Source organism: Pseudomonas sp. EMN2 (genome assembly GCF_009650555.1).
In the GTDB taxonomy this organism is placed as follows: domain Bacteria; phylum Pseudomonadota; class Gammaproteobacteria; order Pseudomonadales; family Pseudomonadaceae; genus Aquipseudomonas; species Aquipseudomonas sichuanensis.
On sequence record NZ_VZZR01000018.1, the window covers coordinates 18,492 to 35,966 of the forward strand.

The 17,475-nt window shown below is 64.9% G+C and carries 14 protein-coding genes; 5 read left to right on the forward strand and 9 right to left on the reverse strand.

Annotation, left to right across the window (positions count from 1 at the left end; genetic code table 11):
- Positions 1-50: 50 nt before the first annotated feature.
- The 6 genes from F6X61_RS06990 to F6X61_RS07015 form a co-directional block, all read right to left on the reverse strand.
- On the reverse strand, positions 51-878 hold the full coding sequence (locus F6X61_RS06990) for an ABC transporter permease (RefSeq protein ID WP_125462360.1): 828 nt from the start codon (positions 876-878) through the stop codon (positions 51-53).
- An 11-nt stretch (positions 879-889) separates the two neighbouring features.
- Positions 890-2,137 (reverse strand): ABC transporter permease, encoded by a 1,248-nt coding sequence (locus tag F6X61_RS06995; protein WP_153785977.1) that lies wholly within the window; start codon positions 2,135-2,137, stop codon positions 890-892.
- A 153-nt stretch (positions 2,138-2,290) separates the two neighbouring features.
- Complete coding sequence (locus F6X61_RS07000) at positions 2,291-3,325, reverse strand: ABC transporter substrate-binding protein (RefSeq protein WP_153785978.1); 1,035 nt, start codon at positions 3,323-3,325, stop codon at positions 2,291-2,293.
- A gap of 40 nt (positions 3,326-3,365) precedes the next feature.
- Complete coding sequence (locus F6X61_RS07005; RefSeq protein ID WP_110994274.1) at positions 3,366-4,478, reverse strand: ABC transporter ATP-binding protein; 1,113 nt, start codon at positions 4,476-4,478, stop codon at positions 3,366-3,368.
- A 304-nt stretch (positions 4,479-4,782) separates the two neighbouring features.
- A complete protein-coding gene (locus F6X61_RS07010; RefSeq protein WP_172670942.1) occupies positions 4,783-5,415 on the reverse strand; it encodes a response regulator transcription factor in 633 nt (210 codons plus the stop codon).
- Positions 5,409-7,808: a PAS domain S-box protein gene (locus F6X61_RS07015; RefSeq protein WP_153785979.1), complete on the reverse strand. Its 2,400-nt coding sequence runs from the start codon at positions 7,806-7,808 to the stop codon at positions 5,409-5,411. The genes F6X61_RS07010 and F6X61_RS07015 overlap by 7 nt, the downstream gene beginning before the upstream one ends.
- 95 nt (positions 7,809-7,903) lie before the next feature.
- On the opposite strand from F6X61_RS07015, the gene F6X61_RS07020 reads away from it, so the two are divergent.
- Positions 7,904-8,905 (forward strand): alpha/beta hydrolase family protein, encoded by a 1,002-nt coding sequence (locus F6X61_RS07020; RefSeq protein ID WP_153785980.1) that lies wholly within the window; start codon positions 7,904-7,906, stop codon positions 8,903-8,905.
- A 45-nt stretch (positions 8,906-8,950) separates the two neighbouring features.
- Here F6X61_RS07020 and F6X61_RS07025 read toward each other — a convergent pair whose 3' ends face one another.
- Genes F6X61_RS07025 through F6X61_RS07035 form a run of 3 tightly spaced genes read right to left on the reverse strand, consistent with a single transcriptional unit; the run spans position 8,951 to position 11,404 of the window.
- Positions 8,951-9,715, reverse strand: coding sequence for a TerB family tellurite resistance protein (locus F6X61_RS07025; protein ID WP_153785981.1), 765 nt, complete (start codon positions 9,713-9,715; stop codon positions 8,951-8,953).
- A 1-nt stretch (position 9,716) separates the two neighbouring features.
- Complete coding sequence (gene murU / locus F6X61_RS07030) at positions 9,717-10,388, reverse strand: N-acetylmuramate alpha-1-phosphate uridylyltransferase MurU (RefSeq protein WP_153785982.1); 672 nt, start codon at positions 10,386-10,388, stop codon at positions 9,717-9,719.
- Positions 10,385-11,404, reverse strand: a complete 1,020-nt coding sequence (locus F6X61_RS07035) for an aminoglycoside phosphotransferase family protein (RefSeq protein ID WP_153785983.1) — start codon at positions 11,402-11,404, stop codon at positions 10,385-10,387. The genes murU and F6X61_RS07035 overlap by 4 nt, the downstream gene beginning before the upstream one ends.
- A 131-nt stretch (positions 11,405-11,535) precedes the next feature.
- Between F6X61_RS07035 and F6X61_RS07040 the strand changes: the two genes are divergently transcribed.
- The 4 genes from F6X61_RS07040 to rsmA are packed head-to-tail and all read left to right on the forward strand — an operon-like array spanning position 11,536 to position 17,453.
- Positions 11,536-14,370, forward strand: a complete 2,835-nt coding sequence (locus F6X61_RS07040) for an LPS-assembly protein LptD (protein ID WP_153785984.1) — start codon at positions 11,536-11,538, stop codon at positions 14,368-14,370.
- Positions 14,351-15,670: a peptidylprolyl isomerase SurA gene (surA, locus tag F6X61_RS07045; protein ID WP_153785985.1), complete on the forward strand. Its 1,320-nt coding sequence runs from the start codon at positions 14,351-14,353 to the stop codon at positions 15,668-15,670. Before F6X61_RS07040 ends, surA begins: the two co-directional genes overlap by 20 nt.
- Positions 15,667-16,656 (forward strand): 4-hydroxythreonine-4-phosphate dehydrogenase PdxA, encoded by a 990-nt coding sequence (gene pdxA, locus F6X61_RS07050; RefSeq protein ID WP_153785986.1) that lies wholly within the window; start codon positions 15,667-15,669, stop codon positions 16,654-16,656. Before surA ends, pdxA begins: the two co-directional genes overlap by 4 nt.
- The gene (gene rsmA / locus F6X61_RS07055; RefSeq protein ID WP_110994283.1) at positions 16,653-17,453 is read left to right on the forward strand and encodes a 16S rRNA (adenine(1518)-N(6)/adenine(1519)-N(6))-dimethyltransferase RsmA; all 801 of its coding nucleotides are present in this window, start codon (positions 16,653-16,655) and stop codon (positions 17,451-17,453) included. Before pdxA ends, rsmA begins: the two co-directional genes overlap by 4 nt.
- The last annotated feature ends 22 nt before the right edge of the window (positions 17,454-17,475 follow it).

Consider the following 17,475-nt stretch of genomic DNA (forward strand, 5'->3'; position numbering starts at 1 on the left):
CCTGTGGGAGCGGGTTTACCCGCGAAGAGGCCGCTACAGGCATCCGAAAATCAGCCCGGCTGCTGGGTCCTCAGCTTCTCGCTCCGCCCACGCAACCACTCCAGGGTCAGCAGCAATACCACCGAAAACGCGATCAACAGGGTTGCCGCCGCCGCAATGGTCGGGCTCAGGTTCTCGCGAATGCCGCTGAACATCTGCCGCGGCAGGGTGGCTTGCTCGGGCCCGGCAAGGAACAGGGTCACCACCACTTCATCGAACGAGGTGGCAAAGGCAAACAGCGCCCCGGAAATGACCCCCGGCGCAATCAGCGGCAAGGTCACCCGACGGAAGGTCAGCAGCGGCGATGCGCCAAGGCTGGCTGCCGCACGCACCAGGTTGTAGTTGAAGCCCTGCAACGTGGCCGACACGGTGATGATCACGAAGGGCACACCCAGCACCGCATGCACCAGGATCAGCGAAATGAAGCTGTTGCCCATCCCCAGCGGGGCAAAGAACAGATAACTCGCCACACCAATGATCACCACCGGCACCACCATCGGCGAGATCACCAGCGCCATCACCAGCGACTTGCCGGGGAAATCGCCGCGGGTCAGGCCGATCGAGGCCAGGGTGCCGAACACCATGGCCAGCACTGTCGCTGCGGGGGCGACGATGATGCTGTTCTTCAGCGAGCGCATCCACTCGGCCGAGGCGAAGAAGTCCTGGTACCAGTGCAGCGAGAAGCCCTGCAGCGGGTACACCAGGAAACTCCCGCTGTTGAACGACAGCGGCACGATCACCAGCACCGGCAGCACCAGGAACAGCAGCACCAGCCCGCAGAGAATGCGCAAGGTGTAGAACCACACCCGCTCCACGGGCGACATGTAGGGGCTCAGCATGACAAGGCTCCTCAGCTCAGGCGCAGGCGGCTGGCGCCGACCAGCCAGCTATAGATCAGGTACAGCACCACGGTGGCCAGCAGCAGCAACCCGCCCAGCGCGGTGGCCATGCCCCAGTTGATGCTGGTGTTGGTGTAGAAGGCGACGAAGTAGCTGACCATCTGGTCGTTCGGGCTGCCCAGCAGTGCCGGGGTGATGTAGTAGCCGATCGAGATGATGAACACCAGCAGGCAACCGGCACCTACGCCGGCGTAGGTCTGCGGGAAGTACACCCGCCAGAAGCTGGCGAACGGGTGGCAGCCCAGGGAGATCGCCGCACGCATGTAGCTGGGCGAGATACCCTTCATCACGCTGTACAGCGGCAGGATCATGAACGGCAGCAGGATGTGCACCATCGAGATGTACACGCCGGTGCGGTTGAACACCAGCTCCAGCGGCTGGTCGATGATGCCCATGGCCATCAGCGCGCTGTTGATCAGCCCGCCCGACTGCAGCAGCACGATCCACGCCGCCACCCGCACCAGGATCGAGGTCCAGAACGGCAGCAGCACCAGGATCATCAGCAGGTTGCTCTGCCGGGTGGGCAGGTTGGCCAGCAGGTAGGCCAGAGGATAGGCCAGCACCAGGCAGATGGCGGTGATCACCACCCCCATCCACAGGGTGCGGGCAAAGATGTCGAGGTAGATGGCCTGGTCCGGCGTGGCCTTGGCCAGCTCACCGAGATCATCGATACGGTGATCGAGCGCCGCCAGCAGGTAGAACGGCGTGACGCTGCTGGTGTTACGGCGGATCGCCTGCCAGTAGGCCGGATCACCCCAGCGCTCGTCCAGCGTCTGCATGGCATCCTTATAGGAAGCAGGCTCGGCCTTGAACGGCAGCGCCCGCGCAGTCTTGGCCAGCAGGCTGCGGTAGCCGGCCAGCTCCATGTTCAGGCGCTTGGATAGATCGCCCAGTGTCTGGTTCTTGCGTGATTCGGCCAGGTCCTGGCTCAAGGCCTTGTAGGCCTCCTCGCCGGGCAGGCTCTTGCCGTCCCACTGCGCCACGGCCTCGACGGTGCGCGGCAGGCCGGCGACCACCTCGGGGTTGCCGACGCTCTTGTATAAAAGCGCGGCGATCGGCACCAGGAACACCAGCAGGAGGAACAGCGCCAGCGGCGCGATCAACGCCTGGGCCTTCCAGCGGTTGACCCGCTCGGCATGCTTGAGGCGCTGTTTGAGGCTTGGACCTGCGCCTTCGTTGAGGGGCACTGCAATAGCCATGGCGAACTCCGCGATACAGGCTGAAATTGGGGCTGCTGCGCAGCCCATCGCCGGCAAGCCGGCTCCCACAAGTACTGCACTGGCTTCAGGGAGTGTGCGATCCCTGTGGGAGCCGGCTTGCCGGCGATGAGCCGCGCAGCGGCTCCAGGTGGTTTACTTCTTCGCCGCCCAGGCGTTGAAGCGTTGCTCCAGCTGCTCGCTGTTGTCGGCCCAGAAGGCCACGTCGATCTGCACCTGGTTGGCGATGTTCTCAGGCGTGGTCGGCATGTCTTTCTTCACCTCGTCCGACAGCAGGCTCACGGCCTTGCTGTTGGCCGGGCCGTAGGCGATGTTCTCGGAGTAGGTCTTCTGCTGTTCGGGCTGGACGCTGTAGGCGATGAATTTCTTCGCTTCTTCGGCATCCTTGGCGCCTTTCGGAATGGCCCAGGCGTCGAAGTCGTAGATGCCGCCGTTCCACACCACCTTGAGGTTGCTCTCTTTCTGCACGGCGGCGATGCGGCCGTTGTAGGCCGAACTCATGACCACGTCACCCGAGGCCAGGTACTGCGGCGGCTGGGCGCCGGCTTCCCACCACTGGATGCTCGGCTTGAGCTCATCGAGTTTCTTGAAGGCACGGTCCTGGCCCTCTTTGGTGGCCAGCACTTTGTAGACTTCCTTCGGCGCGACACCGTCGGCCATCAGGGCGAATTCGAGGGTGTACTTGGCGCCCTTGCGCAGGCCGCGCTTGCCCGGGAATTTCTTCGTATCCCAGAAATCAGCCCAGCTGGTGGGGGCGGTCTTGAGCTTGTCGGCGTTGTAGGCCATGACCGTGGACCAGACGAAGAAGCCCACGCCGCATGGCTGGATGGCGCCCGGCACATAATCGCCTTCATTGCCGAACAACGCCGGGTCAAGCTCCTCGAACATGCCCTCGTCGCAACCGCGGGCCAGCTCTGGCGACTCCACCTCCACCAAGTTCCAGCTCACGCTCTTGGTGTCGACCATGGCCTTGATCTTGGCCATCTCGCCGTTGTACTCACCGGCGACGATCTTGCCCTTGCCCGCCTTCTCCCATGGCTCGTAGAACGCCTTGGTCTGGGCGGCCTTGTTGGCGCCCCCGAAAGAAATCACGGTGAGGTCGGCCGCCATGGCCTGGCCGGCGGCGAACAACCCCAGGGCCAGGGCGGTCAGTTTCAACTGCTTGCGCATTATTATTCTCTCCACAGTACAGGGTTGGTGAAGCAATCCATCAGTGGGCTTGTGCAATCGGATCGAGCGCGCGGGCGTGCTCCACCTCCCAGCCCAGCGGTACCACATCGCCCACGGCCAGGGCCGGGTCGAGTTCGGCAATCGGCTGCTTCACGAAGAAGTCGGCCTTGCCGCAGACTTCCAGGCGCACCCGCACGTGGTCGCCCAGGTAGATGAACTCGGCCACCCGGCCAGAGAAGCGGTTGACGCAGCTCTCGCTGTGGCCGTTGAGGCGCACGCGCTCGGGGCGGATCGACAGGGTGACCGGCTCGCCGGCCTGGCCGACGTTGACCGCCAATGCCTCGACCCGCTCGCCACGGCCCAGCTGCACCTGGCAACGCTTGCCATCGCTGGCCAGCAGGGTGCCGTTGATACGGTTGTTCTCACCGATGAAGTTGGCGACGAAGGTGTTGCAGGGTTCTTCGTAGAGGGTGCGCGGGTCGGCGATCTGCTGGATCTCGCCCTGGTGGAACACCGCCACCCGGTCCGACATGGTCAGCGCCTCGCCCTGGTCGTGGGTCACGTAGACCACGGTCACGCCCAGGCGCTGGTGGATATGCTTGATTTCCATCTGCATGTGTTCGCGCAGTTGCTTGTCCAGGGCACCGAGTGGTTCGTCCATCAGCACCAGCTGGGGTTCGAACACCAATGCCCGGGCCAGTGCCACGCGCTGCTGCTGGCCGCCGGACAACTGCCCCGGGTAGCGCTTGGCGAAGGCGTCGAGCTGGACCATGTTGAGCACGCGCTTGACCCGCTCGCTGACGTCGGTCTTGCTCAGGTTGCGCACGGTCAGCGGGAAGGCCAGGTTCTCGGCCACGGTCATGTGCGGGAACAGCGCGTAGTTCTGGAACACCATGCCGATATCGCGCTTGTGCGGCGGCACGTTGTTGATCGAGCGCCCGGCCAGCTGGATCTCGCCGGCGGTAGGGGTTTCGAAACCGGCCAACATCATCAGGCTGGTGGTCTTGCCCGAGCCGGAGGGGCCGAGCAGGGTCAGGAACTCACCCTTGCGAATGTCCAGGTTGAGGTCTTTGACGATCAGCGATTCGCCGTCGTAGCTCTTCTGCACACCACGGAAGCTGACCAGCGTCTCGTTTGAATTCGCCTCGCTCATGCCCTGCACCTTCTTGTTGGAATGACTGCGTAGGCAAAAGAGTAGAAGAGGCGCAAACGCCCGAAAATCGGGGGTACTGAGAGAATGCCATCATCCGGATGGAAGACTTGTTGTAGGGATCGCCCTACAAGGATGGCGCGTTTGGAATGCCAACCTGGGGCCATGCCGAGCCTGTGGGAGCGGGTTTACCCGCGAAGAGGCCGGTGCAGCCACCGAAATCAGCAGGTCAGGCCCATTCGCGGGTAAACCCGCTCCCACAGCGATATGCGCCAGGCCGCGGCCCTGCCTGTCGCAACCAGAACACTCACACCAACTTGTGCTCCATGGCGTACTTCACCAGCTCCGCCAGCGAGTTGACCTTGAGCTTCTGCATCAGCCGCGCCTTGTGGGTGCTGATGGTCTTGCTCGACAGCGCCAGCTGCAGGGCGATGTCGTTGACGTTGGCACCTTGGGCCAAGCGCTCGAACACCGAGAACTCGCGCTCCGACAGCAGTGTGTGCAACGGCCGGGTTTCGGTCAGGCCCACCTCGAACACCATGCGGTCGGCCAGGGCCGGGTCGATGTAGCGCCCGCCCCCGGCCACCCGGCGGATGGCCGTGAGCAGCAGAGCCGGGTCGCTGTCCTTGGTCGCATAGCCCGCCGCACCGGCCTTGAGCGCCCGCGCCGCCATCTGCGCTTCGTCGTGCATCGACAGCATCAGGATCGCCGGCGGGTTGTTCAGCGCGCGGATCCGCGGGATCGCCTCCAGGCCGTTCACCCCAGGCATGGAGATATCCAGCAGCACCACCTCGCAGGGCGTGTGGCGCAGGGTCTCGAGCAACTGCTCGCCATTGCCCGCCTCGCCCGCCACCTGCATGTCCTTGGCCAGGCCGATCAATTGCTTGATGCCTTCCCGGACGATGGTGTGGTCTTCGGCCACCAGCACTCGAATCACGATTGTTTCTCCTGCTTCAAAGGAATCGCCACGCTCAGGCTGGTGCCCTCCCCCGGCTCGCTGTCCAGGCTCATGCTGCCACCGAGCATCAACACCCGTTCACGCACACCCACCAGGCCGAACGACGTCGGCCGCGCTGCCTCCATGGCAAACCCCACGCCGTCGTCGATCACGGTCATGCGCAACTGCCCGGCCTCGTGCACCAGTTCGATCTGCACCGTGTGCGCCTGGGCATGGCGCATGACGTTGGTCAGCGCCTCCTGCAGGATACGAAACAGGCCGATGGCCTTGGCATCACTCAAGGGTGGCAGATTGTCCGGTACCTGCACCAGACAGGGTATCTGCGTGCGCGCTTCGAAACGCCGCGCCTGCCACTCGATGGCCGAGGCAATGCCGGCGTCGAGGATCGGTGGGCGCAGGGCCGTGGCCACGTCGCGTACCAGCTGGAACAACTGGGCGATCAGGCGTTTCATGCTGGCCAGGCGCTCGTTGAGGGCGGGGTCCAGCTCGGCGAACGCCAGCTCGCACATCGACACTTCAAGCTTGAGCACCGTGAGCATCTGCCCCAGTTCGTCGTGCACCTCACGGGCAATCCGCGCCTTCTCCTCTTCGCGCACGCTCTCCAGGTGCGCCGACAACTCGCGCAGTTGCTCCTGGGACCCGGCCAGCGCCAACTCGGCCTGCTTGCCCTGGGTGATGTCCCAGACCACGCCGTCCCACACCACTCGGCCATCGGCCAGGCGCCGGGTGGTGGCCTTGATGTCGGCCCAGCGCTGCTCGCCCTGGCGGGTGAGGATGCGGCCTTGCCACGACCAGTCCTGGTCAGTGGCCAGGGCCATGTCCTGGACCCGGTGATAATCGGCGCGGTCCTGCGGGTGCACCAGGTTGCGCAGGCCCATGTCAGGGTGCTGGATCGCCGCCGGGGTGTAACCGACCAGCGCTTCGCTGCCTTCGCTGATATAGGGGAACTCCAACTCGCCTTCGGCGGCGTCGCGCTCCAGGCGGAACACCAGCCCTGGCACGTTGCCAGCAATGCCCTTGAGCCGCGCCTCGCTTTCGCGCAGGGCGGCCAATGCCCGGCGGCGTTCGGTGACATCGGTGAGGAACACCACCAGGTATTCGGCATCGCGAAAGCGCAGGAACGACAGCGACAGGTCGACCGGCAGCAAGCTGCCGTCGGCGCAGCGGCACTGGCTCTCGAACTGCAACTCGCCTTCGCCGCCACGCGCGCGCTTCCACAGCGCCAGCCAGCGGTCCATGGCCAGGGTGGGCTCGATGTCGATCAACGGGCGCTCGAGCAAGGCGTTTTCGGCGAAACCGAGCATGCGTTCGGCGGCGTGGTTGGCGTAGCGCACATGGCTGTCCCAGTTGACCCACAGAATCCCGACGGTGCTCTGGTCGATGGAAAACTGGCTCAGGCGCAGCGCCTGCTCGCGGGTCTGGCGCTCGGCCAGGCTCTCGCGTGCCGCCAGCAAGCCGCGCTCCAGCCCCCGCTGCTGGCGACGCTGCCACACCAGCGTGGCCAAGGCGCACAACAGCAACAGGCCGAACAGCAAGGCAAGGTTCTGCCAGAAGCCAGGCGATTCAGAGAACCGCGGGTATTTCGGTTGTAGCCAGCGCTGGTGGATCTGCTCGAGGTCCTTGGCCGGCATGGCCTGCAGCCCACGTTCAAGGACGTCGGCCAACAGCGGCCAGTCGCGTCGCGACCCCACCCGCAGCAATTGCGGCAGGCCGATGTCTCCGACCACGGCCAGCTCGCCGAACTCACTCTCGCGGGACAGGCGACTGAGCTGCGCCTCGTCCAGCACGGCAAAACCGGCCTGGCCACCCAGCACCAGTTGCAGGGCCTCACGCTCGTTGGGCACGCCCTGCAGGTTGAGGTTGCCGTAGTTGCCGCGCAGGTAGTCGGCGAGCCTGGATGGCATGCGCACGGCCACTCGGTCGTTGGCGCCGAGCTTCTCCAGGTCCACCGCCACCGCACCGCTGCGCAGGCCCACCACCAGTTGCGGCACGCGCATGTACGGGTCGCTGAACAACCAGTTGCGCAGGCTGGCGGGGGTCTGGGTCAGGCCTGGGGCGAAATCGATCTCGCCAGCTTGCAAGGCGTGCTCCAGGGCCGCTTCATCGGTGAAACCGCGCCAGGTCAGGTCGAGCCTGAGGGCCTGGGCCAGCGCACCGACCAGCTCGACGTTGGCCCCGTAGAACTGCTGCAGACGCCGGTCGAACTGGGCATAGGGCGCTTGCAGCACCAGGCCGACCCGCAGGCTGCGATGCGCCTCGAGCCAGTGTTGCTGGCTGGGCTCCAGCACTACCGAAGGCGGCGTCTCCGGGCGCGCCAGCGCGATCAAGGGTAGACACAACCAGCCGATAACCCACAGGCAACGCACTCGCTTCATCTCTACGCTCATCTTGGCAAGGACGGCCACCTGACGTGGCCGTCGCGGACAAATACTATTAGGCTGCCGGTAACTTTATGGCCTTGGACCGATCCATGTTCACACTCTATCGCACGACGCTGGCCATGTTCTGCCTGGCTTCGCTCCTGCCCCTCGGCGCGCAAGCAGCCGATGCCGAAAAAACCGAGGCTGCCGCCGAGGCAGCCCCTGCCCCCGCAGTACGCCCGGCGCTGGCCGAACGCAGCCAGGACGATGCCCTCGCCCTCGAGCGCCAGGTACCCAAGGCCGAGCAGCAGACCCTGCAGGCCAACGGTGAACCCTTCCTGGCGCTGTGGAAGCCGGCCAACGACAGCGACCCGAAAGGTGCGGTGATCATCGTCCCCGGTGCCGGCGAAAACGCCGACTGGCCGACCACGGTCGGGCCGTTGCGCCGCGGCTTCCCCGATGTCGGCTGGCACACCTTGAGCGTGAGCCTTCCAGACCTGCTGGCCGAACGCCCGCAGGCGCGCGTCGAGGCCAAGCCTGCCGCAGAACCGGTCAAGGAAGCGGGTGAAACCGCGCCAACCAAGGATACGCCCGCAGACGCCAACGCCAACGTTGCCCAAGCCACGGCCGCCGAGGCGGACGCCGCCGAAAGCACCGACGCCGCCAAGGCCGACGAACACACCGACCAGGCCGACGCCGAGCGCATTTTCGCCCGCCTGGATGCTGCCGTGGCCTATGCGCAACAGCAGCAGGCACGCAGCATCGTACTGCTGGGCAACGGCAGCGGCGCCTACTGGGCGGCGCGCTACCTCAGCGAGAAGCAGCCGCCAGAGGTACAGAAACTGGTGATGGTCGCGGCGCAGACGCCGGCGCGGGTCGAGCACGATCTGCTGAGCCTGACCCCAACCCTGAAAGTGCCGACCGCCGACCTCTACTACACCACGCGCCCCCAGGACCGCCAGGCCGCCGAGCAGCGCCTGCAGGCCAGCAAGCGGCAGAAGGACAGCGCGTACCGCCAGCTTTCGCTGATGGCCATGCCGGGCAACAAGGCAGCGGAGCAAGAGCAGTTGCTGCGCCGGGTTCGCGGCTGGCTGAGCCCGCAGGAACAGTGACGATCAGCGCGGGGCACGTCGCATCGTCGCCCCGCGATAGCTTTGCTAGAAGCCCCGGCGCTTGCGGACCAGGGCATAGGCCTGGTGCAGTTCGCGCGTGTGTTCGGTTGCCTCGCGCACCTTGGCCTCACTGGCACCACTGCCCACCAGCTTGTCCGGATGGTGCCGGCTGAGCAGTCGCCGATAGGCCTGCTTGACCTTGTCGGCCTCGGTGTCCGGCTCCACCCCAAGCAGCCGCAGCGCGGCGGCATAGGTCATCACACCGCCTTCGACGGACGAGCGCCGTGGCTCGTACTCCTTGGCCAGGGCCTGCACCTGCTGACGGCTGAGCCCCAGCTGCTCGCCCCAGCGCAGCAGCAGATCGTGCTCATGCCGACCGGCCTTGCCATCCGCCCAGACCATTCGCCAGCAGGCGCGCAAGGTGCCCTCGGCGGCATGCGGCTGCAACTTGATTCGGCGCAGGTAATGGCCCAGCCGGCCCTTGCCCGACTTACCTCGGTTGAACGCAGCAATCGCCCGCAGCCGCGCGGGTTCCGCCAGGTCCAGCCGGGTCATTTCCTGGCGCGCCTGCTGGATGTGCCCCTCGGCAACCCGACCATCGCTCTTGGCCAGTCGCCCGAGCAGCACGAACAGCAACTCTTCGTCGCGCAGCGCCGGGCGCCCGCCCAGGCGCTCGCGCATGTCGTCCCATCCCTGCAGACGCAGGCGCCGATCCATGGCCTGGCCCAGCAGCGCCCCGAGCAAAGCCCCGGGGATGCTGGCCATGGCGAAACCGGCCCCGGCACCAATCACTGTGCTTGGCCACCACATGTCAGGCGCGCTCGCCGATCAGGCGTTCGACATCGGCCAGGCGTTCGAGGGTGCCGACATCGACCCAGTGACCCTGGTAGTGCTCGCCACTCACCTGGCCTGCAGCCATGGCCTTGCGCAACAGCGGTGCGAGCTTGAAGGCGCCGGGCTGGCAGCCCTCGAACAGCGCCGGGTCGAGCACCGAGATACCGCTGAACGTCAGCGTCCCGGGCGCGTCGTCACCATCGGTTACCTGCTCGCCCTGCAGACGGAAGTCGCCGCGCCCGTGGTGCCCGGGGTTGTCTACCAGCACCAGGTGCGCGAGCCCCTGCAGCGGCGCCTGCAACGCGCTGAAGTCGTAGTCGGTCCAGATATCGCCGTTGAGCAGCACGAACGGCGCATCACCCAGCAGCGGCAGCGCCTTGAAGATGCCGCCGCCGGTCTCCAGCGGTTCGCCTTCCGGCGAGTAGCGCAGGCGCAGGCCGAAGCGGCTGCCATCGCCCAGGTGATCCTCGATCTGCTGGCCGAGCCAGGCATGATTGATGACCACCTCGGTGAAGCCGGCGCGGGCCAGCGCCTCCAGGTGGTACTCGATCAACGGCTTGCCGGCGGCCGGCACCAGCGGTTTGGGGGTGTGCAGGGTCAGTGGGCGCATGCGCTCGCCCTTGCCCGCCGCGAGGATCATTGCCTTCATGAATGGGCCTCGGCCTTGAGTTCGCTGATCAGCGCGCCCAGCTCGGCCAACTCCGGACGGCGACCAATCACTTCATCTATATAGGCGAAGAAACGCGGTACGTCAGTGAGGTAGCGCGGTTTGCCGTCACGGTGGCAGATGCGGGCGAAAATACCGATCACCTTGAGGTGGCGCTGCACCCCCATCAGGTCGCTGGCGCGGTGGAAGTCCTCGAATGCCGGCTGTACTGGAATGCCGGCAGCCCGGGCCTTTTGCCAGTAATCGCCAAGCCACCCCTCGACACGGGCCTGGGGCCAGCTGAGGAAAGCGTCCTTGAACAGGCAGGTGATGTCGTAGGTGACCGGGCCGTATACCGCGTCCTGGAAGTCCAGCACGCCAGGGTTCGGCGTGCTTTGCATCAGGTTGCGCGGCATGTAGTCGCGGTGCACCAGCACGTTAGGTTGCGCCAGGGCGCTGTCGATCAACAGCTGGCTGACCCGCTGCCAACTGGCCTGCTGGGCCTCGGTCAGCTTCACGCCCAGCTCGCGGCCGACGTACCACTCCGGGAACAATTCGACTTCGCGGCGCAACAGCGCATCGTCGTAGCTGGGCAACGGGGCGTCCATCGGCAGGCGCTGGAACGCCAGCAAGGCTTCGATGGCGTCCTTGAACAGGGCGTCGGCGTTGTCGGCGTCGATGACGTCCAGGTAAGTCTGGCGCCCCATATCGCCCAGCAGCAGGAAGCCGCGCTCAAGGTCCTGGGCATGGATCTGCGGCACATGCACGCCCGCGCTGGCCAGCAAGTGGTCGATGGCAACGAACGGGCGGCAGTTTTCCTGGGGCGGTGGCGCATCCATGACCACGAAGCTGTGGCCGGCGCCCTCCCAGCGGAAGTAGCGACGGAAACTCGCATCGCTGCTGGCGGCGGTCAGGCTGCCGGCGGGCACCTCACCCCAGCCGTTGGTGCGAAATAGAATCTCGAGCTGCTCGGCGAGCCAGGCAGTCAGTTGTTGCAGACGTACATCGTGGTCGGGCATTACAAGGGTCTCCGACGGCGCTAGCCGTCAAGCGGGTCATGCTTTATTATCCAGCATCTTTTTCAGACCATCGAGAGGCGTGCGGCCCCCACACGCGGGCAGATGGCACGCAGGAAGCCCGGACTAATAAGATGGCATTGAAATCCCCCGCGTTTCGTAGAAAGTTTCCATTGCTGGTCACTGGCGGTCTGCTGGCCCTGCAACCTTTGGCCATGCCGCATGCGTTAGCAGCCGAGCAGTTCGACTGCCAAGTGTCCGCTTCCGGTGGCTGGGACTGCAAGCCCAAGGCAGCCAGTAACCTGCCGCCTCGCCCGGTTCATCCGGGTGCCGCTGCCGCCAGTTCCGGTGATGAAACACCGGAGCAAGTAGCCCAGGAACAGGCCGACAAGCCGGTGCTGGTCACCGAGAGCAAGGGCCGCGCCCTGAAATCGCGCAGCGAAGACTACAGCCACCTCGACTGGGTACCCCGCGAGAAGCTCACTGCCGCGCAGCTGGCCGAGACCGGCCCGTACTGCGGTGGCGCCTATATCGAGCCAATCCGCCCGGGCATGGATGACACCACGCCCAAGGACGAGGCCCCGACCTACATCAACGCCAAGGTCTCCAAGTACCAGCAGGAGCAGCAGATCGCCACCCTCGCCGGTGACGTGGTCATGCGCCAGGGCAGCATGCAGGCCGAAGCGGACGAAGCCAACCTGTACCAGGCCGAGAACCGTGGCGAGCTCAAGGGCAACGTCAAGATCCGTGACAACGGCTCGCTGGTGGTCGGCGACGAGGCACAGATTCAGCTCGACACCGGTGAAGCCCGGGTCGACAACGCCGAATACGTGATGCACAAATCGCACATCCGCGGCAATGCGCTGTACGCCAAGCGCGCGGAAAACGCGATCATCCGCCTCAAGGACGGTACCTACACCACCTGTGAGCCGGGCAGCAACGCTTGGCAGCTCAAGGGCAACAACATCACCCTCAACCCGGCCACCGGCTTTGGTACTGCCACCAACGTCACGCTGCGGGTCAAGGACTTCCCGGTCTTCTATACGCCGTACATCTACTTCCCGATCGATGATCGTCGGCAGTCCGGCTTCCTGCCGCCATCGTTCAGCAGCAGCAGCGATACCGGCTTCATGCTGGTCACCCCGTACTACTTCAACCTGGCGCCGAACTACGACGCCACGTTGTACCCGCGCTACATGGCCAAGCGCGGCATGCTCATGGAAGGCGAATTCCGCTACCTGACCAAATCCAGCGAAGGTCAGTTCGGTGGCGCCTACCTGAGCGATCAGGACGACGACCGCAAGCTGCAAACGGACTACAAGAAAGAACGCTGGATGATCAACTGGCAGCACAAAGGCGGCCTGGATGATCGCCTGATGGGCGAGGTGGACTACACCGACATCAGCGACCCGTTCTACTTCCAGGACCTGGAATCGGACCAGATCGGCGTCAACAGCCAGGACTACGTCAACCAGCGCGGCACGCTCAACTACCGTGGCGACGACTACACCGCCCGGTTGAACGTGCATGCCTACGAAATGGCGACCATTTCGCAGATCACTCCTTACGACAAGCTTCCACAGCTTTCGATTACCGGCCTGCTGCCGTACCACCCCGAAGGGCTCGACCTCAGCTACGAAGCCGAGGCCGTTCGCTTCGAACGTGACCTGAAGAACGATCTGGTGTTCGACAAGGATGGCCAGCCTGACGATTCGCTCGGCCTCGTGACCGATGCCAACGGCAATGTCCTGGGCGGCCGCCGCCTTGACGAGAGTGTCACCGGCATCGCCCGTGCCAACGGTACCCGCCTGCACGCGGCACCGGCCATCAGCCTGCCGATGGAAGCAAGCTACGGCTACATCAAGCCGAAGCTCAAGTACGCCGTCACTCGCTACGACCTCGACCTGGACAGCCAGGGCAAGGCCCAGGCGATCACGCAGTCGGGCCTTCCGGGCTATGGCAGCTACAACAGCTCGCTGAGCCGCGACGTCCCGATCTTCAGCGTCGACAGCGGCCTGTACTTCGACCGCAACACCCAGATGTTCGGCACCAATTACCGCCAGACCCTCGAGCCGCGACTGTTCTACCTCTACGTCCCGTACGAGGACCAGAAGGACATTCCGATCTTCGATACCGGCGAGCGCCTGTTCGACTACGGTTCGCTGTTCCGCGACAACCGCTTCAGCGGCACCGATCGCATCGGCGACGAAAACAAGCTGTCGCTGGGTGTGACCTCCCGCTGGATCGAGGACAACGGTTTCCAGCGTCAGCGCTTCAGCATTGGCCAGGCCCTGTACTTCAAGGATCGCAAGGTCCAATTGCCGGGCATCGACTACAGCACCCGCAAGGACAGCCTGTCGGATGTTTCACCGTATGCCCTGGAATACGAGTACGCCTTCAACCGCGACTGGCGCTTCAACTCGGACTTCAACTGGGACCCGGACAGCCGCAGCACCCGCTCGGGTAGCGCCATGTTCCACTACCAGCCTGAAGACAATCCGAACAAGATCGTCAACCTCGGCTACCGCTATCGCAACGACCTGATCACCTATGACCAGTTGACCGGTCTGTGGAAAGTCGGTGGCGGTGACTACGGCACGCCGGGCCAACCTGGCTACATCAAGGATTACTACAAGATCCAGCAGCACGACTTCTCGGTCATCTGGCCGATCGTGCCGCAGTGGAGCGTGATCGCGCGCTGGCAGCATGACTACAACCGTAACCGCACCCTGGAAGCCATGGGTGGTTTCGAGTACGACAACTGCTGCTGGAAGCTGCGCCTGATCAACCGCTACTGGATCGACTACGACGATTTCAGCCAGGCGATCCCGGACAACGAGAAGGGCGACCACGGTATCTTCCTGCAAGTCGTGCTCAAGGGCCTCGGCGGTGTAGTGGGCAACAAGGTTGAGTCGTTCCTGGACAAAGGCATTCAAGGTTATCGTGAACGTGAAGACCAAGCTTATTGATCGTCTGCGCCCGCTGATGCTGGGCGCCGTTTTACTCAGTGGCGCGGCGCATGCCGCACCGCAGTCCCTGGACCGCGTGGTGGCCATCGTCGACAACGACGTGGTCATGCAGAGCCAACTGGACCAGCGCGTGCGTGAAGTCCAGCAGACCATCGCCAAGCGCGGTGGCGGCGTGCCGCCGGCCGGCGCGCTGGAGCAGCAGGTACTGGAGCGCCTGATCGTCGAGAACCTGCAACTGCAGATCGGCGAGCGCTCGGGCATCCGCATCACCGACGAGGAGCTGAACCAGGCCGTCGCCACCATTGCCCAGCGCAATGGCATGTCGCCCGAGCAGTTCCGTGCCGCCCTGGCCCATGATGGCCTGTCGTTCGACGACGCCCGCGAACAGATCAAGCGCGAGATGATCATCAGCCGCGTGCGTCAGCGTCGTGTCGCCGAACGTATCCAGGTGTCCGAGCAGGAAGTGAAGAACTTCCTCAACTCCGACCTCGGCAAGATGCAGATGTCGGAAGAGTTCCGCCTGGCCAACATCCTCATCCCGACCCCGGAAAGCGCCAACTCCACGGCCATCCAGGCAGCAGCCCAGCAGGCCGGCCAGGTCTATCAGCAGCTCAAGCAAGGCGCCGACTTCGGCAAGCTGGCCATCGAACGCTCGGCCAGCGAAAACGCCCTGGAAGGCGGCGAGATGGGCTGGCGTAAAGCCGGCCAGTTGCCACCGGACTTCGCCAAGATGCTCAGCAGCATGACCGTCGGCGACGTCACCCAGCCTATTCGCATCCCCAACGGTTTCATCATCCTCAAGCTCGAGGAAAAACGTGGCGGCAGCGAGAACGTGCTGCGCGACGAAGTGCATGTGCGTCACATCCTGATCAAGCCAAGCGAGATCCGCAGCGAAGCCGCCACCAAGGAGCTCGCCGAAAGACTGTACGACCGGATCACCAGCGGCGAAGACTTCGCCACCCTGGCCAAGAGTTTCTCGGAAGATCCAGGCTCGGCACTCAACGGTGGCGACCTCAACTGGGTCGACCCGGCCAGCCTGGTCCCGGAATTCCAAGAGCAGATGGCCGACGCCCAACAAGGCGTGGTGACCAAGCCGTTCCGTACTCAGTACGGCTGGCATGTGCTGGAAGTGCTGGGCCGCCGCGCCACCGACAGCACCGAAAAAGCCCGTGAACAGCAGGCCATGAGCGTACTGCGTAACCGCAAGTACGACGAAGAGCTGCAGACCTGGCTGCGCCAGATCCGCGACGAGGCCTACGTTGAAGTCAAGCTGCCTGGCGCTGACCAGGCCACCCAGTGAAGCCCCTGCGCTTTGCCGTTACACCCGGCGAACCAGCCGGCATAGGCCCCGACCTGTGCCTGCTGCTCGCCGCCGAGGCCCAGCCCCATCCCCTGATCGCCATCACCAGCCGTGACCTGCTCGCCGAGCGGGCCACGCAGCTGGGCCTGGCCGTCAGCCTGCTGGTCGTCACTCCGGACAACTTGCCCGATCAGCCTGCCCCTGCCGGCAGCCTGTATGTCTGGGACACACCCCTGGCCGCGCCAGTGGCCGCCGGGCAGCTGAACAAGGCCAACGCCGCGTTCGTGCTGGAAACGCTGACACGCGCCGGGCAAGGCTGCCTTGACGGGCACTTTGCCGGGATGATCACCGCCCCGGTACACAAGGGCGTGATCAACGAGAGCGGTATCGCGTTCTCCGGGCATACCGAGTTCCTCGCCGAGCTCACCCACACCGCACAGGTGGTCATGATGCTGGCCACCCACGGCCTGCGCGTGGCCCTGGTGACCACGCACCTGCCACTGCGCGACATTGCCGACGCCATCACCGCCGAGCGCCTGGAGCGCGTGACCCGCATCCTGCATGCGGACATGCGTGACAAGTTCGGCATCGGCAAACCACGCATCCTGGTCTGCGGGCTCAACCCGCATGCCGGCGAAGGCGGCCACCTTGGCCGCGAAGAAATCGACATCATCGAGCCCGTACTGGAGCGCCTGCGTACCGAAGGTATGGACCTGCGCGGACCGCTACCGGCCGATACCCTGTTTACCCCCAAATATCTGGAGCACTGCGACGCGGTGCTGGCGATGTACCACGACCAAGGCCTGCCCGTACTCAAGTACAAAGGCTTCGGCGCCGCGGTCAACGTGACGCTGGGCCTGCCGATCATCCGTACTTCGGTCGACCACGGCACCGCCCTGGACCTGGCCGGCACCGGCAAGATCGACACCGGCAGCCTGCGCGTCGCCCTGGAAACCGCCTACCAGATGGCCGAGAACCGACCATGACCGAGCATTACCAACACCGGGCGCGCAAGCGCTTCGGCCAGAACTTCCTGCATGACGCCGGAATCATCGACCGCATCCTGCGGGCGATCCACGCCAAGGCCGGCGAAAACCTGCTGGAAATCGGCCCTGGCCAGGGCGCCCTCACCGAGGGCCTGCTGAACAGCGGCGCACAACTGGACGTGGTGGAGCTGGACAAGGACCTGGTGCCGATCCTGCAACACAAGTTCGCCGGGCGTGACAATTTCCGCCTGCACCAGGGCGACGCCCTGAAGTTCGACTTCAATCAGCTGGGTGTACCGCCACGCAGCCTGAAAGTGGTGGGCAACCTGCCCTACAACATCTCCACGCCGCTGATCTTCCACCTGCTGGCACACGCCAACCTGATCCGCGACATGCACTTCATGCTGCAGAAGGAAGTGGTCGAGCGCATGGCCGCAGGGCCTGGCGGTGGTGACTGGGGGCGGCTGTCGATCATGGTGCAGTACCACTGCCGCGTGGAGCACCTGTTCAACGTAGGCCCCGGCGCTTTCAACCCGCCACCGAAGGTCGATTCGGCCATCGTGCGCCTGGTGCCCCATGAAGTGCTGCCATACCCGGCCAAGGACCCGCTGCTGCTGGAGCGGGTCGTGCGCGAAGCGTTCAACCAGCGCCGCAAGACCCTGCGCAACACGCTCAAGGGCCTGCTCGACAGCCAGGCCATCGAGGCCGCCGGCGTGGACGGCAGCCTGCGCCCCGAGCAGCTCGACCTGGCAGCGTTCGTGCGCCTGGCCGACAAGCTGGCCGAGCAGCAAGGCTGACCCCGCCTCGCAACACAGGCTC

Coding starts and splice junctions, on each gene's coding strand:
- F6X61_RS06990 (WP_125462360.1), bottom strand. CDS start 878: ATGCTGAGCCCCTACATGTCGCCCGTGGAGCGGGTGTGGTTCTACACC.
- F6X61_RS06995 (WP_153785977.1), bottom strand. CDS start 2,137: ATGGCTATTGCAGTGCCCCTCAACGAAGGCGCAGGTCCAAGCCTCAAA.
- F6X61_RS07000 (WP_153785978.1), bottom strand. CDS start 3,325: ATGCGCAAGCAGTTGAAACTGACCGCCCTGGCCCTGGGGTTGTTCGCC.
- F6X61_RS07005 (WP_110994274.1), bottom strand. CDS start 4,478: ATGAGCGAGGCGAATTCAAACGAGACGCTGGTCAGCTTCCGTGGTGTG.
- F6X61_RS07015 (WP_153785979.1), bottom strand. CDS start 7,808: ATGAAGCGAGTGCGTTGCCTGTGGGTTATCGGCTGGTTGTGTCTACCC.
- F6X61_RS07020 (WP_153785980.1), top strand. CDS start 7,904: ATGTTCACACTCTATCGCACGACGCTGGCCATGTTCTGCCTGGCTTCG.
- F6X61_RS07025 (WP_153785981.1), bottom strand. CDS start 9,715: ATGTGGTGGCCAAGCACAGTGATTGGTGCCGGGGCCGGTTTCGCCATG.
- murU (WP_153785982.1), bottom strand. CDS start 10,388: ATGAAGGCAATGATCCTCGCGGCGGGCAAGGGCGAGCGCATGCGCCCA.
- F6X61_RS07035 (WP_153785983.1), bottom strand. CDS start 11,404: ATGCCCGACCACGATGTACGTCTGCAACAACTGACTGCCTGGCTCGCC.
- F6X61_RS07040 (WP_153785984.1), top strand. CDS start 11,536: ATGGCATTGAAATCCCCCGCGTTTCGTAGAAAGTTTCCATTGCTGGTC.
- rsmA (WP_110994283.1), top strand. CDS start 16,653: ATGACCGAGCATTACCAACACCGGGCGCGCAAGCGCTTCGGCCAGAAC.